Origin of the sequence: Aeromonas sp. Y293-4 (assembly GCF_027705905.1) — a bacterium.
Taxonomy (GTDB): Bacteria; Pseudomonadota; Gammaproteobacteria; order Enterobacterales; family Aeromonadaceae; genus Aeromonas; species Aeromonas veronii.
Window position 1 is genome coordinate 338,994 of record NZ_JAPDCI010000002.1, and the last position, 24,535, is coordinate 363,528.

The 24,535-nt window shown below is 57.2% G+C and carries 25 protein-coding genes; 14 read left to right on the plus strand and 11 right to left on the minus strand.

Annotated features, from left to right (window positions below; genetic code table 11):
- The first annotated feature begins 25 nt into the window (after positions 1-25).
- A complete protein-coding gene (gene dapD, locus OKC31_RS03640) occupies positions 26-853 on the plus strand; it encodes a 2,3,4,5-tetrahydropyridine-2,6-dicarboxylate N-succinyltransferase (RefSeq protein ID WP_005338581.1) in 828 nt (275 codons plus the stop codon).
- Between the two features lie 126 nt (positions 854-979).
- Positions 980-1,363: a DUF3461 family protein gene (locus tag OKC31_RS03645; protein ID WP_005338583.1), complete on the plus strand. Its 384-nt coding sequence runs from the start codon at positions 980-982 to the stop codon at positions 1,361-1,363.
- Positions 1,364-1,648: 285 nt separating this feature from the next.
- Here OKC31_RS03645 and ptsG read toward each other — a convergent pair whose 3' ends face one another.
- From ptsG to OKC31_RS03675, 6 genes are all read right to left on the minus strand, one after another.
- Positions 1,649-3,079, minus strand: a complete 1,431-nt coding sequence (gene ptsG, locus OKC31_RS03650) for a PTS glucose transporter subunit IIBC (RefSeq protein ID WP_005338586.1) — start codon at positions 3,077-3,079, stop codon at positions 1,649-1,651.
- 423 nt (positions 3,080-3,502) lie between these two features.
- Positions 3,503-4,474, minus strand: coding sequence for a MalM family protein (locus OKC31_RS03655; protein ID WP_005358661.1), 972 nt, complete (start codon positions 4,472-4,474; stop codon positions 3,503-3,505).
- 91 nt (positions 4,475-4,565) lie between these two features.
- On the minus strand, positions 4,566-5,927 hold the full coding sequence (locus tag OKC31_RS03660) for a maltoporin (protein WP_108612675.1): 1,362 nt from the start codon (positions 5,925-5,927) through the stop codon (positions 4,566-4,568).
- 542 nt (positions 5,928-6,469) lie between these two features.
- The gene (locus OKC31_RS03665) at positions 6,470-6,910 is read right to left on the minus strand and encodes a flavodoxin (protein WP_270656287.1); all 441 of its coding nucleotides are present in this window, start codon (positions 6,908-6,910) and stop codon (positions 6,470-6,472) included.
- Positions 6,911-7,000: 90 nt separating this feature from the next.
- A complete protein-coding gene (truC, locus tag OKC31_RS03670) occupies positions 7,001-7,774 on the minus strand; it encodes a tRNA pseudouridine(65) synthase TruC (protein WP_139428998.1) in 774 nt (257 codons plus the stop codon).
- Entirely contained in the window at positions 7,771-8,106 is a 336-nt protein-coding gene (locus tag OKC31_RS03675; RefSeq protein WP_005338596.1) for a YqcC family protein, read from the minus strand. Before OKC31_RS03675 ends, truC begins: the two co-directional genes overlap by 4 nt.
- 276 nt (positions 8,107-8,382) lie before the next feature.
- Here OKC31_RS03675 and OKC31_RS03680 point away from each other — a divergent pair, with 276 nt between their 5' ends.
- From OKC31_RS03680 to OKC31_RS03700, 5 genes are all read left to right on the plus strand, one after another.
- A complete protein-coding gene (locus OKC31_RS03680; protein WP_270656288.1) occupies positions 8,383-9,423 on the plus strand; it encodes a DUF3549 family protein in 1,041 nt (346 codons plus the stop codon).
- A 111-nt stretch (positions 9,424-9,534) separates the two neighbouring features.
- A complete protein-coding gene (locus OKC31_RS03685; RefSeq protein ID WP_005338600.1) occupies positions 9,535-9,834 on the plus strand; it encodes a DUF3301 domain-containing protein in 300 nt (99 codons plus the stop codon).
- A 74-nt stretch (positions 9,835-9,908) separates the two neighbouring features.
- A complete protein-coding gene (locus OKC31_RS03690) occupies positions 9,909-10,145 on the plus strand; it encodes a DUF2789 family protein (RefSeq protein ID WP_005338602.1) in 237 nt (78 codons plus the stop codon).
- Between the two features lie 84 nt (positions 10,146-10,229).
- The gene (locus OKC31_RS03695) at positions 10,230-10,526 is read left to right on the plus strand and encodes a DNA-binding protein (protein WP_042081118.1); all 297 of its coding nucleotides are present in this window, start codon (positions 10,230-10,232) and stop codon (positions 10,524-10,526) included.
- Positions 10,527-10,529: 3 nt separating this feature from the next.
- A complete protein-coding gene (locus OKC31_RS03700; protein WP_266134128.1) occupies positions 10,530-11,315 on the plus strand; it encodes a Zn-ribbon-containing protein in 786 nt (261 codons plus the stop codon).
- 92 nt (positions 11,316-11,407) lie between these two features.
- Here OKC31_RS03700 and syd read toward each other — a convergent pair whose 3' ends face one another.
- Positions 11,408-11,956, minus strand: a complete 549-nt coding sequence (gene syd / locus OKC31_RS03705) for a SecY-interacting protein (protein WP_158110989.1) — start codon at positions 11,954-11,956, stop codon at positions 11,408-11,410.
- A 204-nt stretch (positions 11,957-12,160) separates the two neighbouring features.
- Here syd and queF point away from each other — a divergent pair, with 204 nt between their 5' ends.
- The 7 genes from queF to OKC31_RS03740 all read left to right on the plus strand — a co-directional run bounded on the left by queF (position 12,161) and on the right by OKC31_RS03740 (position 21,384).
- Positions 12,161-13,009, plus strand: coding sequence for an NADPH-dependent 7-cyano-7-deazaguanine reductase QueF (queF, locus tag OKC31_RS03710; RefSeq protein ID WP_270656289.1), 849 nt, complete (start codon positions 12,161-12,163; stop codon positions 13,007-13,009).
- 209 nt (positions 13,010-13,218) lie between these two features.
- Positions 13,219-15,501, plus strand: coding sequence for a tetratricopeptide repeat protein (locus OKC31_RS03715; protein WP_270656291.1), 2,283 nt, complete (start codon positions 13,219-13,221; stop codon positions 15,499-15,501).
- An 83-nt stretch (positions 15,502-15,584) separates the two neighbouring features.
- Positions 15,585-17,201, plus strand: a complete 1,617-nt coding sequence (locus tag OKC31_RS03720; RefSeq protein WP_244775407.1) for a GGDEF domain-containing protein — start codon at positions 15,585-15,587, stop codon at positions 17,199-17,201.
- 148 nt (positions 17,202-17,349) lie between these two features.
- On the plus strand, positions 17,350-18,705 hold the full coding sequence (ppnN, locus tag OKC31_RS03725; protein ID WP_019445906.1) for a nucleotide 5'-monophosphate nucleosidase PpnN: 1,356 nt from the start codon (positions 17,350-17,352) through the stop codon (positions 18,703-18,705).
- Between the two features lie 135 nt (positions 18,706-18,840).
- The gene (gene xni, locus OKC31_RS03730; RefSeq protein ID WP_236367490.1) at positions 18,841-19,641 is read left to right on the plus strand and encodes a flap endonuclease Xni; all 801 of its coding nucleotides are present in this window, start codon (positions 18,841-18,843) and stop codon (positions 19,639-19,641) included.
- Between the two features lie 159 nt (positions 19,642-19,800).
- Positions 19,801-20,808 carry an isocitrate dehydrogenase gene (locus tag OKC31_RS03735; RefSeq protein WP_005349723.1) on the plus strand — a complete coding sequence of 336 codons (1,008 nt, stop codon included), beginning with the start codon at positions 19,801-19,803 and terminating at the stop codon, positions 20,806-20,808.
- A 117-nt stretch (positions 20,809-20,925) separates the two neighbouring features.
- On the plus strand, positions 20,926-21,384 hold the full coding sequence (locus OKC31_RS03740) for a hypothetical protein (RefSeq protein WP_270656293.1): 459 nt from the start codon (positions 20,926-20,928) through the stop codon (positions 21,382-21,384).
- Between the two features lie 80 nt (positions 21,385-21,464).
- On the opposite strand, the gene rlmM is transcribed toward OKC31_RS03740, so the two are convergent.
- Genes rlmM through OKC31_RS03760 form a run of 4 tightly spaced genes read right to left on the minus strand, consistent with a single transcriptional unit; the run spans position 21,465 to position 24,532 of the window.
- The gene (gene rlmM, locus OKC31_RS03745; protein WP_005338617.1) at positions 21,465-22,559 is read right to left on the minus strand and encodes a 23S rRNA (cytidine(2498)-2'-O)-methyltransferase RlmM; all 1,095 of its coding nucleotides are present in this window, start codon (positions 22,557-22,559) and stop codon (positions 21,465-21,467) included.
- Positions 22,552-22,938 (minus strand): DUF423 domain-containing protein, encoded by a 387-nt coding sequence (locus OKC31_RS03750; protein WP_058052208.1) that lies wholly within the window; start codon positions 22,936-22,938, stop codon positions 22,552-22,554. Before OKC31_RS03750 ends, rlmM begins: the two co-directional genes overlap by 8 nt.
- 51 nt (positions 22,939-22,989) lie before the next feature.
- Positions 22,990-23,619 carry an alpha/beta family hydrolase gene (locus OKC31_RS03755; protein WP_270656294.1) on the minus strand — a complete coding sequence of 210 codons (630 nt, stop codon included), beginning with the start codon at positions 23,617-23,619 and terminating at the stop codon, positions 22,990-22,992.
- Positions 23,612-24,532, minus strand: coding sequence for a transcriptional regulator GcvA (locus tag OKC31_RS03760; protein ID WP_005338622.1), 921 nt, complete (start codon positions 24,530-24,532; stop codon positions 23,612-23,614). The genes OKC31_RS03755 and OKC31_RS03760 overlap by 8 nt, the downstream gene beginning before the upstream one ends.
- Between the last annotated feature and the right edge of the window lie 3 nt (positions 24,533-24,535).

Genomic DNA, 24,535 nt, shown 5'->3' on the forward strand with positions numbered 1-24,535 from the left:
CAGAATTTTTTAAAGGAAACCTGTCATGACCGAGTTGCAACAGATCATTGAAGCGGCCTTCGAGCGCCGCGACACCATTACTCCGGGCTCCGTGGATAGCGCCACCAAGTCCGCCATCCTGCAAGCCATCGACCTGCTGGACTCTGGCAAGGCACGGGTTGCCGAGAAGATCGCCGGTGAGTGGGTTGTCCATCAGTGGTTGAAGAAAGCGGTACTGCTCTACTTCCGCATCAACGACAACGGCATCATCAAGGGCGACGATGCCCAGTACTACGACAAGGTTCCCCTCAAGTTCTCCAACTATACCGCCGAGCAGTTCAAGGAAGCGGGTGTGCGCGTGGTGCCGCCGGCAACTGCCCGCAAAGGCTCCTTTATCGCCCCCAATACCGTGCTGATGCCCTCCTATGTCAACATCGGCGCCTTCGTTGACGAAGGTACCATGGTCGATACCTGGGCCACTGTCGGCTCTTGCGCCCAGATCGGTAAGAACGTCCACCTCTCCGGCGGCGTCGGCATCGGTGGCGTACTGGAACCGCTGCAGGCCAACCCGACCATCATCGAAGACAACTGCTTTATCGGCGCCCGCTCCGAAGTGGTTGAAGGGGTGATCGTTGAGGAAGGTTCCGTCATCTCCATGGGCGTCTTTATCGGCCAGTCCACCCGCATCTATGACCGCGAAACCGGCGAAATTCACTACGGCCGCGTACCGGCTGGCTCTGTAGTCGTCTCCGGCTCCCTGCCCTCCAAGTGCGGCAAGTACAGCCTCTACGCGGCGGTGATCGTCAAAAAGGTCGATGCCAAAACCCGTGCCAAAGTCGGCATCAACGCCCTGCTGCGCTCCATCGACGAGTAATCAGCATTGCTGTGATGAAAGGGCGCCTGATGGCGCCCTTTTCATTTTGGCGCCCCTGTCACAGGCAAGCCATGAGGCATCGGTTAAGATGGATGGGACAGGATCGTTTCAAACCGAGGAAGCCTGATGTACGAGAATCTGAAGAGCCTGGGGATCCAGGATCCCGCCTCCGTCGACAGCTACACCCTGCGCCAGGAGGCCAACCACGACATCCTCAAGATCTACTTCAAGAAGCAGAAGGGCGAGTTCTTCGCCAAGAGTGTCAAATTCAAGTATCCCCGCCAGCGCAAGACCATGCTGGTCGACTCCGGTACCCATGAGTACAAGGATGTCACCGAGATCAACGCCAACCTCAAGTATGTGGTGGACGAGCTGGATAACCTGACCCAGGGCGTCCATCAGCAGGCCGACCCGGACATCAAGCAGAAGATCCTGCGCGATCTGCGCCATCTGGAAAAAGTGGTACAGAACAAGATCAGCGAAATCGAACGGGATCTGGAGAAACTCTAATCCCCTCGACTCGACAAAAGAGCGCCCAGATGGCGCTCTTTTTATTGGCTGATTACTGGATGACTTTATCTGGCGATAGGTTGATCTGGTGATGGTGTGCGATAAGGCGCCGCGAGGCACACCAGCAGTTGTGCCGACAGAGGGCATCCCGTTACATATCGCCCCTTGGGCAAAGAGACTCCTGCCGAGATCGATCTACAGCGACTCGCACGCTCCATAACCACAAATAGCAAGAGGGAGGCTTTCGCCTCCCTCTTCAAACACGCTGATATTCAGGCAACAGAATTAGTTGCTCTTCATCCAGATGTCCATGTCGGTTTTCAGGTTGTCAGACTTGGTACCGAAGATGGCTTGAACGCCGGAACCAGCCACTACCACACCGGCAGCACCCAGTTTCTTCAGACCAGCCTGGTCAACTTTGGCAACATCTTTCACGCCAACACGCAGACGGGTGATGCAGGCATCCAGAGAAGCGATGTTCTCTTTACCACCGAAGGCGGCAACCAGAGCAGCAGACATCTCGTCTTTGCCTTGGCCAACGGCCTCTTCAGCAGTCTCGTCTTCACGACCCGGGGTTTTCAGGTTCATGGCACGGATAACGAAGCTGAATACCACGTAGTAGATGGCCGCATAAACCAGACCCAGACCAACCAGCAGCAGCATGTTGTCGGCACGCGGTGATTGCACCACGAAGTCGATGAAGCCGTTGGAGAAGGTGTGACCGTGTACGATACCCAGAGAGTTGGTCAGCACATAAGCCAGACCAGCCAGTACCGCGTGGATTGCGTACAGAACCGGAGCGATGAACAGGAAGGAGAATTCAATCGGCTCGGTGATACCGGTCAGGAAAGAGGTCAGGGCAGCAGAGGCCATGATACCAACGATCTTGGCGCGGTTTTCCGGCTTGGCAGCGTGAGCGATGGCGAACGCAGCAGCAGGCAGACCGAACATTTTGAACAGGTAGCCACCAGCCAGCTGACCGAAGCCGTTACCGGCAGCGCGGGACGCGTCATCAGCAGTCAGGAAGCAGGTCATGATACCGTGAACAGTTTCACCAGCACCGTTGACACAGGTACCAGCCTGATAGAAGAACGGTACGTTCCAGATGTGGTGCAGACCGAACGGGATCAGGGAGCGTTCAACCACGCCGTAGATACCGAAGGCCAGTACCGGGTTCTGGTTGGCAGCCCAGTCAGAGAAGGCACCGATGGCGCCACCCACTGGCGGCCAAATCACGGACAGGATCACACCCAGACCGATGGAGAGGAAACCGGTGATGATGGGTACGGCACGTTTGCCCGCGAAGAAACCCAGGTACTCTGGCAGCTGGATCTTGTAGAAGCGGTTGAACGCCCAGGCAGCGATACCACCGGCCAGGATACCACCCAGCACGCCGGTTTCGATGGTTTCAACACCCATCACAGGTGCCATGACCTTCAGGGTTGCGACCATGATGCCGTAGCCAACGATGGCTGACAGACCTGATACACCGTCGTTATTGGTAAAGCCCAGAGCAACACCCACTGCGAACAGCAGGGCCATCTGGCCAAATACAGAACCACCGGCTTGCTCCATCAATTGGGAGACAATTTCCGGCATCCAGCTGAAGTGGGCAGCACCCACTCCCAGCAGAATACCTGCGACTGGCAAGACTGATACTGGCAGCATCAGCGCCTTACCAACCTTTTGCAGATTAGAGAAAGCATTTTTGAACATTGTGTGCGCTCCTGAATGGATTGTCGTCCCTGAACGATCTATCTGGATGAAATAAGCACTGATTCATTCAGATATCTTCGAGTCGGGCTTGTTTATTTTGACCATCAGAATATAACCCAGCGGGTCATAAATTGCTGCTTTCGAAGGCGGGGGAATATTGAATTTGGAGGGAAGATCACAACTTGTTTAGCGGCTAAAAAACACCTCTAATATAAGTTAATAATCCGCATTATCACTTTATTACAAAGACATATAAATAGCAGTTTCACTTTGTATTTTAATAATGCCAATTATACCGAACGGAAACCAATTGTAACTAAACGTAACAGCTTGATTTTTATTTATTACAGTCTACCGATTAAAAAGGCCTCCAACAAGGGAGGCCTCAACAAATATATCTGACCAGCAAACGGTCGTATTACTCTATTTTTGCGAGCGCTTGACCGCATCAATAAACACGCTTTTTGCCTTGGTTGAACCGGCCCGCTCGGCCTCGTTCACCAGCTTCATCGCCTTGTCGATATCCCCCGCCTTGACCGCTTTTTCGATCTGGCTCTGGTAGAAGGCTTCTGTTTCACTCAGCATGGCAGGAGCAGGTTTGGCTGCGACCGCAGCTGTTGCAGTTGTGGTAACGGCTGCGGTAGTCGCTATCGCGGCAACCTGCTGACCCTGGCTCATGGCCACCTTGTCGGCATATTCGGGTTTGAATACCGCTTCAAGACCACTTCCACGGGCCATATCTTTGACTTTGATCTGCACCAAACCCCACGGGGAGTGCGGGATCACTGGATCCTTGATATCAGGCTCAACGGTACCATTAGCGCGAGCAAACGCTTTTGATGGATGCAGGATTGTTGTGCTGCCAGAGAGCTTATCCGCGGGCGCATAAACGATCATGTATGTTTCGCTGGCCGGGTTGCCAGGCATGCTGCGGTCAACAAAAACACGCCCTTCAATACGGTCGTTATCGAGCAAGTGAGCAGGCTGATAGCTGAATACTGACTCACCCAGGACCCGAGTCACCTTGAACTCGGCATCCAGCATAATAACCTTGGGCACCATCACGGTTTTACTCACCTGTGATGCTAGGCTGATCGCCAGATTGCCGGTGTTGGTCGGCAAGCGATAAGCCGCAAAGTAACTCATCCCCTCATCAAACTGAAAAGTGGGTTGCTTGCCATCAATGGCCAGCAAGGTCTCACCTTCAGGCAAGGGGGCATAACTGAAATCTTTAAACGCCACACAGCAGCTTGAGGCTTTGGCCAACGCTTGCTTGGCTTGATCTGCATCGCTCAAGATCGAGCCATGTTCTTGCAGAGGAACAACCATGTTTCCGGCACAACCGGTTAATAGCGCAGTGATTACGGCTGCAATAGACATCTTTACCCGTTTCATTTTTCTTATCTCCATAATCCGGTGGCCGTGATCCGGCGAAACAAAACTGCCCCCATAAGGGGGCAGTCACTAACTTAACTTAAACTTTTGCTTACCACCAAGCTTCTGCTTGAACACCAAACTGGTAGGTGTCTTTGGAGGTATTGCCTTCGAAGACTTTCTTGTCTTCGTCGTTAGCCAGATAGGAGGCGAACACACGGATTTCCGGACGGGCCCAGAAGCTGGAACCGGCAGACCAGGCTTGTGCCAGAGTCAGCTTGTAGCCAGCATCTTTGTCTTCACTGCCATTGGTAGACTTATTGTTGTCCTTGAAGTAGCCGCCTTCAAAGATGGTCTTGTTGAAGTCATCCCACTTGTACATCGGGCGGATAACAGCGGACATGGTTTCGTACTTGTCGTTGCCATCCCACATTTCGTTGCCTACACCGTAAACCAGCTGGTGACCCATCTCCCAGGAGTTGCCCATCGGAACAACGCCCCAGTTGATGATACGGAAACCATCAGCACCGTCTTTGGCTTCAGCGCCGTACCAGGAACCATCGCCATAGAAAGCCATGGTCTTGGAGTAACCTTCGGTACCGTATTGCAGCACGGTTTTGTTGAAACCACCGAGGATGCCTGCGGTCAGTTCAGCAGTCAGCATAACGCCGTCTTTCGGGTCTTTTTTCAGTGCTTTCTGATCATTGGTCTCATTGACCAGAGCGTAATCCACGCCCAGCTCCAGAGAAGCATCGGTCCACAGCGGGATGCCGGCATAACGCAGATCCAGAGTATTGACGTTCAGGTCTTCGTTCTTGGTGTAAGTAGGCTCTTCGATGTAATTACCGGTCGGATTACCATTGGCATCCAAAACGGGTTTCTTAGTTACACCTGTTTTGGTGTATTGGCCAAACACATCGGCAGCGCTGCGATCGTTGCGTACCCATGCGAAAGAGACTTTACCCGGACCAGCCTGGATGCCTTCGATACCAGCACCAGCACCGGAGATGTTCCAGTAGTAGAAGTCGGAGATGTGGATGTCATGGCGTTGATAGTAACGCTTACCAGCCCACAGGGTTGCTTCAGGAGCAAAGTTCAGCAAGCCTTTGGCTTGTACGTTGAACTGACGCAGAGCGAAGTCAGAATCACCATTGCACTGTTTGGCATCGAAGTTACAAACAGTACCGGTACCTTCCCAGTCGTTTGAACCGTTGGAAGCCATGGCAAACATGGAATCAACATAGAAAGTCTTGCCATCTTTGTTGAATACTTCCTGACCCAGTTGCACTTCACCGTAGGTATCATTTTCGTTACCCAGACGGCCAACTTTATTGACGTTGTATTTAACCATGTCGCCGTCGCCGGAAACACCGACACCGGAACGGAAGTAACCGTGGAAATCTACGGCAAAGGCGGCTTGGGAAGCCAGGGCGGCAGTAACAGCTGCTGCAATCGGGAGCCACTTCATTTTCATTGTCATATTCCTTATTTCCCGCAGTGAGGAGTGTGATCCTGAATATTCAACTTCTTATCACCATGTAATCCTGTTGGTGATAACCGAGGTTGATTATAGGGAGCGTATTTCACGACAAATATGAAGCGACTCACAAAATGGCGACAAATCGCTCGGCAAACGATCGCTACAACACAAGCAGGTAAAAAACCGACAAATAAGGCAATGCATGACCAACAAAACAACAAAATCAGCAATTAAAGCAAACCTGAAAGCGTTACCAGCAATTAATTCGCGACTGAACCAAAGTCATTATTTTACGTTCGAATGACAAAAACATGACTGAGATCGCTTTCAAGATTGAACTTTTATTTGAAGGACGGGTCTGCGGTGCGCTTGAAACCATTACGCCGATGGAATGCCAAAAGGGGAAAATATCCCTCCGCCACTATCGACAATAAGAGTGGGAAATAAGCTTGCTGAGTGAGATGACATTTGTGCAAATAACAATCCCCTGCCGGTTAAGGATCAGGGGATTGATATGGCTCTATTTCAGAGAATATTCAGGGCTGAATATCCCACTTTTTCAGCCAGGTGAGTGCCACCTGTTCGGGTTCATCGTGCAAAGTGGCATCCAGCTCCAGCGGGGGAATCACTCGCGTGGCCCCCAGCTCTTGCAGCAATCCGTCCAGCCGACGGCCCGCGCCACAAAAATGGTCATAGCTGCTGTCGCCCATGGCAATCAGGGCATAACGCAGCCCCTTGAGCCAAGGCGCCTTGTCGACCAGATCGCTGGCAAAAGGCTGCAGATTGGGAGGAATGTCTCCCTGTCCTGTAGTGGCACTAACCAGCAATAAAAAACGGCCGGGGTCGATGTCCGCCAGCCGTGCTTCTTCGTGCAGAGAACAGTGATGCCCCTTGCGTTCCAGCTCATCTGCCAAGGTCTCGGCCACCAGCATGGCTGCGCCATAGACAGTTCCTACCACGATATCGATCTGCGCCATTCTCCTCTCCCTGCTTGAGTCACTCTTTTGAGCAACTCTATCAGCAAGCTGGCGTCAGATGCCACCGGTTCAAGGCTGAGGATCAGGCGCTTAGTAGTCGCTCTCGCTGGCGGGCCAGCCCAGCTCGGCAAACAGGCGCAGCACATCCTGACCGAGTGGCGCCTGGATCCGCATCGGCACCTTGAGCACCGGATGGGTAAAGCTCAGGGTGCGGGCCACCAGCAGCAGCCGTTCGCAGCCAAAGTGCTCGCGAAAGAAACGGTTGTGGCGGCCATCCCCGTGGGTGGTATCCCCGACGATGGGGTGGAACAGGTGATCCATATGACGGCGCAGCTGATGCTTGCGGCCGGTCTTCGGGAACAATCTGACCAGACTGTAGCGACTGGTGGGGTGCTTCTTGGAGACCGCGTGGGGCAGCTCGACCTGATGCAGGCGCCGGAAGGTGGTGACGGCATCCTGCGCCGGGCGATCCGGGTTGCTCATGGCATCGGCAATCTTGTCCAACTGCTCCTTGAGGGGATAGTCGATCACCCCCTGCTCGGGCGCCCAGCCACGCACCAATGCCAGATACTCCTTGTGCACCTGACGTTGGGTAAAGGCTTCGGTGAGTGCGCGGGCAATCACCGGATCGAGCGCAAACAGCAGCACACCGGAGGTGGGTCGGTCGAGGCGATGCACCGGATAGACATGGCGACCGCCGATGAGATCCCGGGTCATCTGCATGGCAAAACGGGTCTCGCCCTTGTCGAGCCAGCTGCGATGCACCAGCAGACCGGACGGCTTGTTGACCGCCACCAGCCACTCATCCTGATAGAGCAGAGTCAGCTTCAGGTCACTCTCTTCTCGGGTTTGCGTTGGCATCATTGTTCGATCACTTTGCCGGAGAGCAGCAGGTCGAAGCGTGCGATCAGGCGCAGCAGCGCTTCTGCCTCGGCCAGATCCTCTTTGTAGACTTCGCTGGCCATGGGATAGAGGGAGACGCTGGTGGGCAGTGGCGCCTGCAACATCACCAGCTGCTCCATGCGCGGGATCAGCACGAACTGCAGCCACTGATCAAAGCTCAGGGTATCGACACAAAAAGGCAGGGTGCTTGCCAGGGCTTCGTCACCGGGATGGTCAGCTTGCCAGCGCTCAAGGCGCTGCAACTCGGCGGTGAGTTCCCCCAACAGGCCAGCTACCAGCAAATATTGATTCATCTCGCTCTCTTCCTCATAACCACAAATTGATCCGCCGACCCGACAGGGTCAGCCAGGATGCCGATACATTCGGTCGCGCAGCACCGGCGGTTCAGCCGGGTCAACGACATACACGGCAACCAGCGCGGCCTGCCGCCTTTAAAAAAGGGCGATACTATACACCTCCCCCCGCATGGCTGCCATGTTGATATCTGCCGCAGCGCACGTCTGCTGCCACTGGCTATCCTCGGCAAGGGCCTTATAATCGGCCCGCATCACCATTAGCCGGATCTCACCATGTCTGCGACGCCTACTGCCATCAATACCTTGACCGAATTTCTGACTCAGGCTGGCACCCAGTTCCAGCTGTTTGACATGGGCCGCCAGGTGCGGCCACTGGCAAGCGATACCTTTGTCCGCATCGAACAGCAGCAAGAGCCCTATCCCTGGCCGCTGCAACAGCACGCCTGGTTGGGTGTGCACTTCTTCCAGCCGAGCGAGTCTCGCCACTACCTCTGGTTCCTCAAGTTTGCCCTCGATGAGCGCGGCCTGCTGATGCCAAACGGCCCCAAGCTGTTCATGGATCAGGTGGTGGAGACCCTGGGCTACAAGCTCACCGGCGATCTGGATGAAGAGAAAGCCCAGCGCTTGGCCGACAATCCCTACACCTTCCGCCCGGCAGAGGCAAAAATGGCCAGTCTGCACGCCAAACTGGCGCGCCAGCTGGAGCAGACCCCTTCTGCCTATTACGATGCCCTCTGCCACTATCTGGCCGCCCCCAACGACACCGGTTGGCAGACTCTGGGGCTGCAGGGCTTTGCCGATCTGGCGGAGCGGCTGCATGATGAGCGCAATCTGGCGCTGATCTGCAAGGCGCTGCCCAAACTACCGCAAGAGCCGCTCTACGCCCTCTGCCAGAGCCTTGAAAACGCCCCGCTGCCGCCAGCAGTACAAGGCGCCCTGCTCGAGTGGATCGGCAAGGAGCAGGAGTGCGCCGCCCCCAACCCTGAGACCCTGGCCTACCTCTGCCGCGCTATGGCCTCCTGCCCCGGCAGCACGCTGCGCACCAACAAGCTACTGACCCTGCTGCAAACCCAGCCGAGCCCTGCGCTGCTGCTCGCCATCGCCGGCCGGCTCTGGCCCGATCTGAAAGATGCCAATCTGCTCAGCCACTATCTGGAACAGCTGGCACTGCAACCGACCCAGTTCTTCAATCAGGTTTTTGCCGAGTTGGTCACTTTACCGGCCCTTCGCAATGATATGCTGGCCAGACTGCGTGACCCCGAGCGCAGCGATGCGCTGGGCAAGGCCATCGGCCGTCTGTTTGCCTCGGCCTGATCCCTCGCCTCCCCCTCACGCCACGAGGCAACACGGCGGGAAATAGAAAAGGAGATCGGGAGTGCCGAGCAGGACTCCCGGTTATCGACATCACGATAAGGAAGCCCGCCTATGGGAGAGATGCTCGGAATTTTGTTGCTGATTGCCGTAGCCGGCCTGTTCTGGCTGCAACGCCAACAGGCAGAAGTGGCCTGGCAATACATGCGCCGCTACTGCCAGCACCATGATCTGCAACTGCTGTCACTGGCCCGCCATCGGCGGGAGCTGGCACATAATCCCCTGCGGCTGCTGACCCACTATCAGTTTGAATTCTCCAGCGATGGCGAGAGCCACTATCAGGGCACCCTCAAGATGCAGGGGCTGCACGTCGTGGGCGTTGATCTGCCCCCCCATCGCATCCCCTCTGCCTGATCTCCAATCTCGTCTCTGCTCCCGGTTGCTGTGCCTGTCTATAATCTCAGGGATTAAACAAAGGGAGAGACGAGATGGAACCCCTTGTCCACGATCTGCCAGCCCTGTTTGCCCAGCTTGGGATGGCCAACGACGAGCTGAGCCTGCACCGCTTTGTGCACGACCATCACCTCGATAATGAGACCCTGCTGCCGGAGGCCGGTTTCTGGAACGCCGCCCAGGCCAGCTTTCTGCGCGATGCCCTGTGGAACGACTCCGACTGGTGCGAGGCGATCGACCAGCTCGATGTGATGTTGCGCCAGCCCCGCTAAGCCGCCCGCCCCTTTCCTCCCCTGCTGGCTTTGGTTAAGATCCCGCCCCGATATCGATCCCTCCTTCTCACCCAGAGCATGCTTATGTCCGCCCACGAGATCATCCGAATTGCCAACGAGCTGGCCGCCAAGGGCCTGACACCCACCACCGCCATGATCAAGGCCCGCCTTACCCAGCCCGTACCGATGGCCGAGCTGCTGAAAGTGCTGAGCCAGTGGAAGCAGCAACCCGTCGCGACCGCCGAGAGCGAGCTCCTGCCAGAGGCCGTGCCCCAGCCAGCGCCGGAGCTCACCCTGCAGCAACTCGCCGAACAGCTCGCACGCATCGAACAGAAGGTGGATCGCCTGACCGACCTGCTCCTCCAGCAGGGGCAAGGCTGAACCATGTATATCGTCGAACTCTGCTTTGAGTGTTACCGCGATACCTCCCTTGGCGACGCCGAGCGGGCCATCGTCAACTACCTCGACATGCTGCGTTATCAGGGCCAGATCCTCGGGCGGGAGTTCCCCACCAGCATGCATGACGGCTATTTCGTCAGTCGGGTGGTCTGCCCGGAGCAGGATAGCCTGCACCCCGATAACCAGAGCGATCAGGTCAAGCTGGCCGAACAGCAGCTCAATCAGGCCGGGCTGCTGGCGCCCAAACTCCAGCTGCAGGGGGCTGATCTGCTCTCCGACAGCACAGATCCTTGCGGCCAGCAGGGCGAGCGGCCGAGCTGGATGCTGCTCTACACCAGCTTCCTGCATACCTGCTCGCCGCTGCGCTGTGGCGACCACTTCGCCCCCATTCCGCTCTACCAACTGCCCGCGGTCGCCAACGGCGATCAGAAACAAATCATCAAGTGGCAGGAGGATTGGGAGGCGTGTGATCAGTTACAGATGAACGGCTCCATCGCCGAACATGCGGCGCTGCACGAAATCGGCGAAGTGGGCAGCCGCCTCTACCGGCGCGGCACCGATCTGGCCAAGCGGCTGGAAGTGCTGAGCGGCATCCCCACCTACTACTACCTCTATCGGGTGGGCGGGCTGAGCGCTGCCGAGGAGAAGGCGCGCCCCTGCCCCAGCTGTGGCGGTGAGTGGGCGCTGGCAGAGCCACTGCACGAGATCTTCGACTTCAAGTGCGACAGCTGCCGTCTGGTCTCCAACCTCTCCTGGGATTTCAAGGATTAAGCGCGTTCCCTGTACACGATGCCATAAAAAAGAGCCTTGCCGCATGGCAAGGCTCTTTTCGCTCCGATGAGTAACCTTGGCTCGAACAGGTGCTATTGCGGTAACGTCTCCAGCCGTTCCAAAAACGCTGGCAAGGAGGGAGCCAGCGTCAGACGGCGGCCGGAATCGAGCCACTCCAGCCACACCTGCCCACTCTCGTTATCCAGCGAGATGAGCGTCATCTCGTTGCGGGTGGTGGCAATAAAGATGGAGGGGGTTCGTTTTAACTTGCGCAGCATCAGCAGGTGGCCGATGAGGTTCTCCTTGAGCAGATCGAGATCCGCCTCGTTCCACGGCAGGATCAGTTCAAGGCGCAGCCCCTTGAAAAGGCAGGGGATGGGGCGGCTGAACCAGTGCCCGAACAGGGCGATGGCGCTGGGATGAATCGTCAGCTCAAGAGCATCGGCCATAGCCGTAAAATCGGCGGGTTCGGAGCGATGGTGAGGACGCCAGGCCACCCGACCATCGGCGGGCTCACCAAGCTGGCAGGGGGAACGCCAGTCCGCCTCCCACTCGCACAGGGGCAGGCCTCGTCTGGCCTCGCCATCCCGTTGCCAGCGGGCAAAAAAGTGCTCCAGGGCAGACAAAACTTGATCCGACATCGAAAATCCCCACAATTGCTGGCAAAGTCCGCTATTGCACCACCAAACCCGGTAACAGACAAGGTTGCCAGCCGACCTTGCGACCCGGGAAACAGAACCCGGGATACAGAGAGGCCGACACCCAAGCCAAACGGCTGCAACCATCCGGCCCAGCAATGGCCCGTTTCATTCCACTCATCATGAGCACATTACGTGAGCAACCCTGTGAGCAAACAAGATAGATACGCCGGGGCCAGCGCCCTGACCGGCCTGAGCCTGGGCCAGCAATCCGATTACATCAGCCAGTACACCCCCTCCCTGCTGCAGCCGGTTCCACGTAGCCTGAACCGGGATGATCTCAAGCTGGGCGATGACCTGCCCTTTAGCGGTTGCGATGTCTGGACCCTCTATGAGCTCTCCTGGCTCAATGCCAAGGGCAAGCCGATGGTGGCGGTGGGGGAAGTGACCATCCCGGCCACCAGTCCGAACCTGATCGAATCCAAATCCTTCAAGCTCTACCTCAACTCCTTCAACCAGACCCGTTGCGACTCTATCGAGGCAGTCGCCGCCATGCTGACCAAGGATCTGAGTGCCTGTGCGGGCGAGACCGTCAAAGTGACCCTGTTCCCCCTCGACAAGGCGCCGCACCAGATTGCCCAGCTGCCCGGCGAGTGCATCGACGAGCAGGATATCGAGGTAGACAATTACGAGTTTGATGCGTCCCTGCTGCAAGGTGCAGCCGGTAGCGATCAGGTAGAAGAGACCCTGCACAGCCACCTGCTCAAATCCAACTGTCTGGTGACCAGCCAGCCCGACTGGGGCTCTGTGGTGATCCGCTACAAGGGGCCGAAACTCGATCGGGAGAAGCTGCTGCGCTATCTCATCTCGTTTCGCCAGCACAACGAGTTCCACGAGCAGTGCATCGAGCGGATCTTTATCGACCTCAAGCACTATTGCCAGCCTGAGCAGTTGACCGTCTATGCCCGCTATACCCGCCGCGGCGGCCTCGACATCAACCCGTTCCGCTCCGATTTCGAAGCCGTGCCCGCCAACCTGCGTCTGATCCGCCAATAAAGTCGAGCTGCGACAGAGAGGGCAGGTACGCTGCCCTCCATGACTGGCAAAAGGCTTCAATTGATGCTTTACGCAGCAGGGATAAGGGGGCTGGATAATAAAATCCAGACGAAACCCACTTGCCGGCCACCAGCAAACCACAGTAAACGCTGGACTCGCAGGGGGGGGCTTGGATAACATGCCAACACCTCTGCGCCGTCCTTAATCCAATGAATCAACTGTTTTTTCTGGCCATGATGATGTCCTCCCTGTCAGCTCCGAATCTGGATCTGGACAAGGAGCAACTCTCTATCGATCTGCAACAAGCGCAATCGATGGTACTGACCGATCCTGCCAGATGCGTCCAGATCACCACCGCCTTCCTGACGCGCGCAGCCAATAATCCCCAGCAAATCATCAGCAATCGCCAGGAGTTCGGTTATCGCGAGCCCATCCTGAGTTACAGCACGGCGGCCCAGACTATAAGCGCCCATCTGCTCAAAGGGGAGTGTCTGCTGCAACTGGGCCAATATCAGGCCACCCAGCAAGCGCTCGACAAGGCGATGGCGCTGGCAGACAAAGAGCGACAACCGGAACTCAAGGCCCACGGCCTCTATCTCAAGATCCGCAGTCAGGCCCTCAAACCGGATAACCAGAGCACCAGCCGTGCCCTGATGGATCAACTGGACGAACAGCTGGCCGTCCCCACGCTCAAGCAGAGCCAGCTCCAGATTTATGGCCGCCTGCAACGCACCAGCTACGACATCGAGAACCAGCACTTCGATGATGCCAAGGCCCACTTGGCAGATGCGCGGATCTGGGCCGCCAAGACCCCCAATCCTCTCGCCAGTGCCTGGGTCAGCGCCATCAGCGGCGACCTCTATCGCGCGCTGCAGCAGCCGCAACTGGCGCTTGGGGAATATATCGATGCCCAGCAACAGGCCAAAAGCCTCAATGACCCGCTCTTTCTCGGCCTGCTGTCGAACCAGATAGTGAAACTCTACCAGCAGGAGCAGGAGCCACAGAAAGCGCTGCAGTATGCCAATGAGGCGGCCAACTACTTCCACTCCATCGGCAACCCCTCCCTGCTGTGCGACTCCCTGATGGTGCTGGCGCGACTCAACCGCGAGCAGGGCGACCTAAATATGGCGCTGGTCTACTTCTTCAATGCGCTGGATCTGCTCGATGAGGGGAGCAACCGACCGCAAGCCTCCCTGCTCAAATATGAAATTGGCAAAACCTACCTGCAAAGCGGCAACCTCTCGCTGGCCAGCAACTACCTCAATGCGGCCCGTCAGTCTCACGAACTGAGCGATGCCAAAGAGCCGCTGATCGATACCCTGCTGCTGCTCGGCGAGCTCTATCTGAAGAAACAGGAGGCCGCCATCGCCATTCTGCAGTTGGAGAACGCCCGCGCGCTGGCCAATCAGCTCGGCGATACTCGCCGTCAGTACGAGGTATTCCGCCTGTTGTCGCTGGCCTATGAGCAGAAGGGGTATCTGCGCCAGGCCCTCGACAGCTACAAGCGCTTCCACCGTCTTGGCGAGGAGGTGCGCCAGCAGGAGCAGGCTATGGAGCAGGCGGCGATCCGCGACAACTATGTCCAGGTCGAGCGGGTGCAACATATCAAAGAGCTGGAGCAGCGACTTAACAACAGCCAGCATCAGCAGGAGCGCTATCTCTGGTCGAGTATCACCACCAGCCTGCTGCTGGCGCTCTTTATCTACCTCTTCTTCACCCTCTGGCTTAAGCTGCGTACTGCCCGCCTGCAACTGAAACGGACCAATGAGGCCCTGCTGATCGAGCCACGCTCGGGGCTGGCCAACTGGCAACGGCTGATGAACCGCTGGCCGCGGGAGATGGCAAAGCGCCAGCTGAAATCGGATCGCTGGTACCTCAGCGAACAGCCCTCCAGCGAGTTCGATGACAAGCTGCACTATCTGCTGTTCCGTGTGCCTTTCCTGGTCAACACGCTGGAGCGCCACGGCTATCAGGCCAGCAGAGAAATCGAGCAGGCCTTCGGTGCCTATATGGACACCCTGACCCCGCAAGATGGCCGTATCTATGACTTGCGTGAAGGACACATGCTCTATGTGGTGCCACAGCGCCACGTCACCAACCTGCATCAACTGGCGGGAGACCTGCTGACCGCCATCGCCGCCTTCCCTTGCAACTATCCGCTGGATCGCCAGATCAGCCTCGGGATTGTCAGTCACCCCTTCCTGCCGAAAGCGGCGACCGCGCTCGATCACAATGGCCTGTTTGACCTCTGCTATCTCGCCCTGTCGGGAGCCATTCAGCTCAGTGAAAAATGCCAGCAAAACGCCTGGTTGGAGCTCGCGGCGATCGATTGCCAACAAGCGGCATTTTTTAATGGAGATGTGTGGCAATGCGGCCTGATGGCAATTGACAAGGGACTGGTAAAAGTCAATTCTTCTCATGAAAAGCAATGGGTTAATTGGCCCAGCCTTGCAAGGAAGCCGGCAGCCGATAACCACCAGGAAATAATGTAGATAACAGGCGAGGATCGAAACCAGGTTCGACCACTGTTGCTATCCAACACCAAAAACAATAATGACAACAGGGCGACCTGATAATGAATGACATCGCTGCCGTAGCAGGACAATTGGCAAGACTCAGGGAATCCCTTCAGCAGAAACAGCTGGAACTCGACGGCGTGCTGTCGTTTTCCGATGCAGAGCGTGCTCGCGGCATCCAGTTTATCAACAAGTTGATGCTCTCCTGCCGTGGTTTCGACCGCGAGCTGGACAATCGCTTCGCCAAGCTCAAGCAGAAACTGGATAACAATCCCGCATTTACCTCGTTGGACGCCGACCTGCTGGCCATTGAAAAATTGCTGCAGCAGCACAGCAATGCGCTGGAAGAGTCGATCACCCTGACCCAAACTGCCATCGATCTTGGTTCCAAACAGCTGAAAACCATCAAGGGCTTCCCGGAAGAGACCCGCAAGTCCCTCAAGGAATTTCTGGCAAGTCCTGCCGGTTACGGCATTGCCGATCACCAGAAGAAGGTGATCAAGCTGCTGGAGTTCTACCAGCAGGCGATCAAGATCCAGCTGCTGCCAAGCCAACCCCTGTTGGCACCTTCAGGTGCAACTCAACAAGCAAGCGATACTGCCAGCAACGATGGCCAGCCCGATGTAGACCCGTTTGATCTAAAAGATCACGCTCGCATCGCCGATGAGTTGCAGCGGCTTATCACCGAACTCGACTTTGCCGGCGCCATCGGCGAGAGCCTGAGCGACATTCGCCGCCAACTGCTGATCGGGATCAACCCTGCCCTGCTGGCGGAAACCTGCCTGCAGGTGATCGAGCTCATCATCGAAGGCACCCGTGAGGAGCGCAAAGCCTCCCGCGCCTTCCTCAGCTCCCTCAACGAGAGCCTGTCCGCAGTACATGTCGGCTTTACCGAATCCCTCGATGAAGGGCGTGCACTGCAAAACGAAACCCGAGAGACCCGCGAAGCACTGGTCAACGAGTTGCAGGCGATCGATCACTCTCTGGCCAGCCATAACTCCATCGATGCGCTCAAGCGCGCCATCTCCGGCCATATGGGCGCCATCAACCTGCTGCTGCAAGAACGGGAAAGTACCGCAGCACGGGAACGTCACCTGCTCACCCGCCTCTCCACCATGGAGTCCAAGCTGCGCTTGATGAAGGAGGAGACCGCCGAGTACAAGAAGCGGCTGACCATTCAAAAACACAAGCTGTTCCTCGACAGCCTGACCCAGGTGCACAACCGGGCCGCCCTCGATGAACGGCTGGAGCAGGAGTACAAACGTTGGCTTCGTTACCGCACTCCGCTCTGCATGGCGATCATCGACATCGATCACTTCAAGAACATCAATGACAACTACGGCCATATGGCGGGTGACAAGGCACTGAAAGTAGTCGCCAAGGCGCTGCAGAGCGCGCTGCGTGACACCGACTTCATCGCTCGTTTTGGTGGGGAAGAGTTTGTGGTGTTGCTGCCCAACATCAACCCGGACAAGTTCCAGAAGCCGCTGGAGACCCTGCGCCAGACCATCAAGAGCATCCCGTTCCGTTTTCGCGATGCCAAGGTGGAGATCACCATCTCCATCGGCGCAACCCTGTTCAAGGATGGGGACAACCCGTCAGATGTGTTCGAGCGGGCGGACAAGGCGCTCTACCACTCCAAGCACACCGGTCGGGATCAAGTGACACTGGCCTGACAAGCGGCTAAAAAAACAGCGAACAGTCGTCGCCCTATTTCCCTCCACCCTCTGTTACCACTACTATCGATCTCAGGGGATGCAACATAGCGTCCCCTTTTCTCCCCAGGGAAAAACACAACGATAACAAGTGAGTAAAGGGGAACCTATGATTACGCACATCAATCCCGTTGGCAGCATGGATTTGCTGTCACAGCTCGAGGTGGATCGCCTCAAGCAGACTGCCTCCAGCGATATCTATCAACTGTTTCGCAACTGCTCGCTGGCAGTGCTCAATTCCGGTAGCCATACCGACAGCTCCAAGGAGATCCTGGAGCGCTTCAAATCGTTCGATATTCATGTGATCCGGCGCGAGCGCGGGGTCAAGCTGGAACTGTTCAATGCCCCCGAGCACGCCTTTGTCGATGGCGAGATCATTCGCGGCATTCAGGAGCACCTCTTCTCGGTGCTGCGCGACATTCTCTATGTCTCCAATCAGCTCGAGTCCAACCGCCTGGTCAATCTGACCAACTCCACTCACATCTCCAACGTGGTGTTCGCCATCCTGCGCAACGCCAAGGTGATCCTGCCCGGCGCCGATCCCAACCTGATCGTCTGCTGGGGTGGCCACTCCATCAACGAGATCGAGTACCAGTACACCCGCGCCGTGGGCAGCGAACTGGGCTTGCGTGAGCTGAACATCTGTACCGGCTGTGGCCCGGGCGCCATGGAGGGTCCGATGAAGGGGGCCGCCGTCGGCCATGCCAAACAGCGGGTACGCAACGGCCGCTACATAGGCCTCACGGAGCCTTCCATCATTGCGGCCGAACCGCCCAACCCCATCGTCAACGAGCTGGTGATCCTGCCGGATATCGAGAAGCGGCTGGAAGCCTTCGTGCGTCTGGGCCATGGCATCATCATCTTCCCGGGCGGGGTCGGCACCGCCGAAGAGCTGCTCTATCTGCTCGGCATCATGATGCATCCGGCCAACGAGCGGCAGCCGATGCCCATCATCCTGACCGGCCCGAAAGAGAGTGCCGACTACTTCCGTGCCATTGACGACTTCATCAAGGCGACCCTCGGTGAACCTGCGACCAAGCTCTACCGGATCATTGTCGGCGATGCGCCGGAAGTGGCCCGAGTGATGAAAGAGGCGATGCCGAAAATCCGCGAATATCGCAAATCGGTCGGTGATGCCTACTCCTTCAACTGGTCCCTCAAGATTGAGCCGGAGTTCCAGCTCCCCTTCGAGCCGGATCACGCCAGCATGGCCAGTCTGGACCTTCACCGCAACCAGCCGCCCCAGTTGCTGGCCGCCAACCTGCGTCGTGCCTTCTCCGGCATCGTCGCCGGCAACGTCAAGGAAGGGGGTATTCGCGCCATCGAGAAGAAGGGCCCCTTCAAGTTGCACGGCGACAAGGAGCTGATGCACCTGATGGACAAGCTGCTGGAGAGTTTCGTCAAGCAGCAGCGGATGAAGCTGCCGGGCAGTCAGTATGTGCCCTGCTACGAAATCGTCCGCTAGGATACAGATACATCATCGACAGAGGGGCGCATCGGCGCCCCTCTTTATTGGCTCAATGCCTTCCCGACTGCCATCAATCCCCCATAAGGCGAGCGGTTTGTTACAATGGGGCGTCCCGACCGCCAAGAGTGCCCCATGTCAACTATCCGGCCACACCTGCTCATCATCGATGCCCTCAACCTCATTCGCCGTCTGCACGCGGTACAGGCCCAGCAGGCACTGACCCCTGCCCAGGCGCTGGTTGCAACCCGCGCCAACCTTATCAATACCTGCCGCAAGCTGCTGGCCAATAGCGAGCCGACCCATGTCATTGCCGTGTTTGATGGCGAGGTGCATAGCTGGCGCAAAGAGGTCTATCCGGCCTACAAGGAGGGGCGAACCCCCATGCCCCCCGAACTGCGTGAGGGGTTGGCGACCCTGCAGGATGCCTTTTGGGAGTGCGGGGTCGATGCCCTGCTCTCCGAGACCGATGAAGCGGATGACCTTATCGCCACCCTTGCCAGTGGCATCGCCAGCCATGGCCATCAGGCGACCATCATCTCCACCGACAAGGGCTTCTGCCAACTGATCTGCCCGCAGATCCGGGTGCGCGACTACTTCAACAAACGCTGGCTGGATGCCGCCTTCGTCCAGCAGCAATATGGGGTAGCCCCTGCTCAGCTGGTCGACTTCTGGGCCCTGACCGGTATCAGCGGTTCCAATATCAAGGGGGTTCCGGGGATCGGCCCCAAGACCGCCACCCAGCTGTTGCAGAAATATGGCCATCTGGCAGCCATGCTCGAAGCCTGTCAGCAAGAGGATGCCGCCAAGCCCCTGATCAAGCTGCGCCAACATCAGGATGAGGCCCTGCTGGCCCAGCGGCTGGTGCGCTTGCAGCAGGATATTCCGCTGGGATTCAACCTGCGGGACATCCGCTACCCGACCCAGCCGGACTGAAGTGCCGAACAAAAATGCAGGCAAGGGCGTGAACCATGACGAGACTCACCCTCGCTGTTGATAAAAGTGAGTAGAATGTAAAGGAATGTGGTTGGTTTGCTGAGTAAATGCTATAAAGCAGCCCCATCCTCCCCTATACCCTGGAAGTGGAACCCTCTCATGTCCAAAAGAAAAATTACCGTGATCCCCGGCGACGGCATCGGCCCCAGCATCATTGAATCAGCCATCCAGATCCTGACCCATGCGGGCTGTGATTTTGAGTACGAATACGCTGATGCGGGTCTGGTTGCCCTCGAGAAGCATGGCGAGCTGCTGCCCCAGGCTACCCTGGATCTGATTGAGAAGAACAAGGTGAGCCTGAAAGGGCCATTGACCACACCGGTCGGCGGCGGTTTTACCTCCATCAACGTCTCCCTGCGCAAGAAGTTCAACCTCTACGCCAACGTGCGCCCGGTCATCTCCTTCAAGGGTACCAGAAGCCGTTACGACAACATCGACATCATCACGGTGCGTGAAAACACCGAAGGGATGTACTCGGGTGCAGGTCAGAAGCGCAGCGATGACAACAAGAGTGCCGAGGCGATGAGCATCATCACCCGCGAAGGGGCCGAACGCATCGTCAAGTTCGCCTTCGAGCTGGCACGTCAGGAAGGGCGCAAGAAGGTCACCATCATCCACAAGGCGAACATCCTCAAGTCGACCTCCGGCCTGTTCCTCGAAGTGGCACGTGAAATCGCCAGCCACTATCCGGATATCCAGAGCGAAGAGATGATCGTCGATGCCGCCTGCATGAACCTGGTGATGTACCCGGAGCGTTTCGATGTCATGGTCACCACCAACCTGTTCGGCGACATTCTATCGGATCTCTGCGCCGGTCTGGTCGGCGGCCTTGGCATGGCGCCCGGCGCCAACATCGGCGATGGCGCGGCCATCTTCGAAGCGGTCCACGGCTCTGCGCCTGACATAGCTGGCAAGAACATTGCCAACCCGACCTCGGTGATCCTCGCCTCCATCCAGATGCTGGAGTACCTCGGCATGCAGGATAAAGCAGAGCGGATCCGCGAGGCGGTGCGAGCTACCATCGAATCCGGTGATCGGGTCACCCGCGATCTGGGTGGCACGGCTTCCACCAGCGAATTCACCCAAGCCATCATCGATCGCCTGTAAGCTAACCAATTGATTTTAAAAGGGAGCATAGGCTCCCTTTTTTATATTTCCGAATCCTTTGCCACTCCCCAAACAGCAACTATGTTCAATAGAGAAGAAGAACAGGGAGTGTTTTTCATGAAGGGATACGGGTGCTATCTGGTTTCGGGTTTGATGCTGGTTTGTGGTGCTGCAAGTGCCTTCGAACAGGCTCAATCAACCCAAACCGCCAAACTGCCGCAGCAGGAAAAACGGACTGCCACCGAGGTATGGCGTTCAAGCCTGAATACCAACGACCTGCTCAAGGCACCCAAACCCCTGTCGTTTGGTATTGAAGTCTCCACCGACAACTTTGGTAATCAAAAGATCACCTCCTACCCGCAGCTTAATCTGACCCCGGAAAAGAGCGTCAGTCTGTCGGTCGAACGCTTCAGACCCAAGGTCAAGTTCAAGGCTGGCGGAATGAACACCGCCCTCAGGCTGAGAGGGGACGGGATAAAGATGCAATTCAATCCGGTCGACAAAACCATCCCGCTGCAGATAGAGATCAAGGTGACCGACGACGAATCTTCCCTGCGCCTCGATTACCGTTTCTGATTTTTTGCCTCCCGAATAGCAAAAGGCCGACAGGTTTCCCTGTCGGCCTTGGTATTTATCGTACGGGCAGAACTGCTACATCACGCCTTGGGCTCGAGTTTGGAGACCCAGTACTTGTTGTAAACATGCACAGTGATCTCTTCCCGATCGTGATAGAGCTGCTTGGCCTGGATCACGAATGCGTTGTCGATCTCCTTGAGCATCTCGCGCAATACCTCGATATTGTGCACCGACTCGGCATAACGCTTCTTCATCGGCAGCTTGAGGTTGAACATCGCCTCCTGGCAGTCGCCCTCACGGAACCAGTCTGCAATCATGTGAACGACCCGTGCCGGTTTATCGACCATGTCGCATACCAGCCAGTAGGTGTTCTTCTTGCTCGGACGCCAGACGAAACCGTCATCCCGGATATGCTTGACCTGACCGGTATCCATCAAGGATTGGGCCATCATGCCGTTGTCGACCGCCGTCACCATCATGCCACGGCGCACCAACTGATAGGTCCAGCCACCCGGGCAGGCGCCCAGATCCACCGCCTTCATGCCTGAACAGAGACGCACATCCCACTCTTCCCGCGGCACGAACACGTAAAACGCCTCCTCCAGCTTGAGGCTGGAGCGGCTCGGTGCATCGGCCGGGAAGCGCAGGCGCGGGATCCCCATGTGGAATCCGGAGTTGTTGAACGAGTAGGAGTAACCCAGCAACACGTGATCATTGGCCATGAAGAAGGCGTGGAACACCGGACGGTTTGGCGTCTCCTTCTTGGTCAGGATCTCGTTGCTGCGCAGCGCCTGACGAAGCGGCACGGTGAACTTGCGGCAGAAGGCCGACAGCTCTTTCGCTTCGTTGGTATCCGCGGTTTCGACCCGCAGATCGCCGCAAATGGTGTAGTCACTCACCGCCTCAAGGATCGGGGAGATCCTGTCCGCGACATCCAGATCCTTCAGCTCATGGGTGACCACCAGCATCTGACGGATGAAGATGAGCTCCCGGAATGGGAGCTTGCGAGCCAGCAGGTCCGCCTGCTCCTCGTCATACAGTTCGAAGATCACATAACCGCTGTCGTCCTTGACCCGGGCGAAACCGTAGCACTGCATGTTACCGGCACGCTCGGTGATCTCTGCAGCCGCCTCTTTCTCAAAACCGGGGCGGCAATAAAGCAGCAGATTATTCATTTTTTCCTCCAAGACGACAGCCAGCCCAGATCAGGGCCGCCCATCCCAACATAAAACAGAGGCCACCGGCCGGAGTAATCAACCCCAGCCCCTTGCTGCCAAGCAGCACCATGGCGTAAATACTGCCGGAGAATCCGATGATCCCCAGCACAAAAGCGGTGCCAGCCAGGTGGATCACCTTGCTGCGCACACCACACCAGCCCAGAACCAGCAGGGCCAATGCGTGAAAAAACTGATATTGCACGGCGGTATTGAATGCCGCCAGACGCTCGGGCGTAATGCCGGTCGCCGCCAATCCATGGGCGCCATAAGCCCCCAGCATGGTGGCCGTCAACCCGAAGAGACCGGCCAGTATCAGCCAATGTCGATGGATCTGCATCCTCACTCTCCCTCTCTCATCACGGCTGGCAATAAAGCCAACCCTCTCGTGCTATCCATGCCGGGCCACAAAATGGCTGATGGCCGCCGCTGCATGCTGCATATTATCCTGCTCACTCACGCCACTGGCTTTACGCGGTTTGAAACCATGATCACCATCGGTCAACCAATGGACCGATACGGCGGGTGAGAAGGGGAAATCGGCCAGTTCGGCGCGACTACCGAAGGTATCGCGCTCCCCCTGCAACAGCAGAGTTGGCACTGCAATATGCTTGAGTACCTCGCCTCGCCAACTGTCGGGCTTGGCCGGAGGGTGGAAAGGATACCCGAGAATGAGCAATCCTGCAGCATTCATCTCACCCTCGCCTGCGCTATACAGTTCCGCCGCCATCCGCCCGCCCATCGACTTGCCCGCCAGAAACAGCCGTGGATGGGCAAACTCGCGGATCATGTCGCGCCAATGGGCGAGCAGCACAGGTGCTCTGTCCGGCGGACGGCGCTTGCCATCCTGTGCTCGCTTGGTCATGTAGGGAAAGTTGAAGCGCACCACTTCGATTTCGGGGCCAGCTAGCAGACGTGACATCTCGGCAAGAAAGGGGTGATCCATCCCTGCACCTGCCCCGTGGGCCAGCAAAATGCGAACGGGGGCATCAACAGCCCCCTCGCGGATCACATCAGGCATCGGCGAGCCTTGCCCTGCGACGCGCCTCTTCCTGCTCCACCAGCTCCAGCATCCAGTCGCGGAAGGCAACGATCTTGCCCTGATCCGACTGTTGCTCCTGGCACACCAGATAGAAGGCATTTTTGCTCACCAGCACCTGCTCGAACGGGCAGATAAGGCGGCCGGCCTCAATCTCGGGTTGTGCCAGCACGCTGTGGCCAAGCGCCACCCCCTGGCCGTGGATCGCCGCCTGAATCACCATGGTTGAGTGGCTGAAGATGGGCCCCTGATTAACGTTGGGTGCATCGATATCGAGCTGTCGGAACCAGGCCTTCCAGTCGCGGCGGGAGGTATCGTGCAACAGGGTATGAAGAGTCAAATCTTGCGGCGTACGCAGTGGCTTGGGCCCGGTCAGCAGCAAGGGAGAACAGACCGGGATCAGGTATTCGGTATGGAGCTTGTCCGAGCGCAGACCCGGCCAGTTGCCGCGGCCGTAGTAGATGGCCACATCCACATCGTCGGTAAGCGACCCTTCATCGAGATCAACCGCCTTGATCCGTACATCGATATCGGGGTGGCGCTCGCTGAACTTGACCAACCGCGGCACCAGCCACTGGATGGCGAAACTCGGCTGCAAACTGACAGTCAACGCCCCCTTGGCACTGCGAGCCAGCAGCTTGTCGGTCGCCTCAGAGATGGAGGCAAAGATGTCCTTGATATCCAGGAAATAGCCCTGCCCCTCTTCGGTCAGTAACAAGGAGCGATTTTTGCGGCGGAACAGCTTGATGCCAAGATACTCCTCCAGCGCCTTGATCTGGTGACTGATGGCAGCCTGAGTCACAAACAACTCTTCTGCTGCGCGGGTAAAGCTTAAGTGACGAGCCGCAGCTTCAAACGCCTTGAGGGCATTGAGCGGGGGTAAACGACGAGACATGAC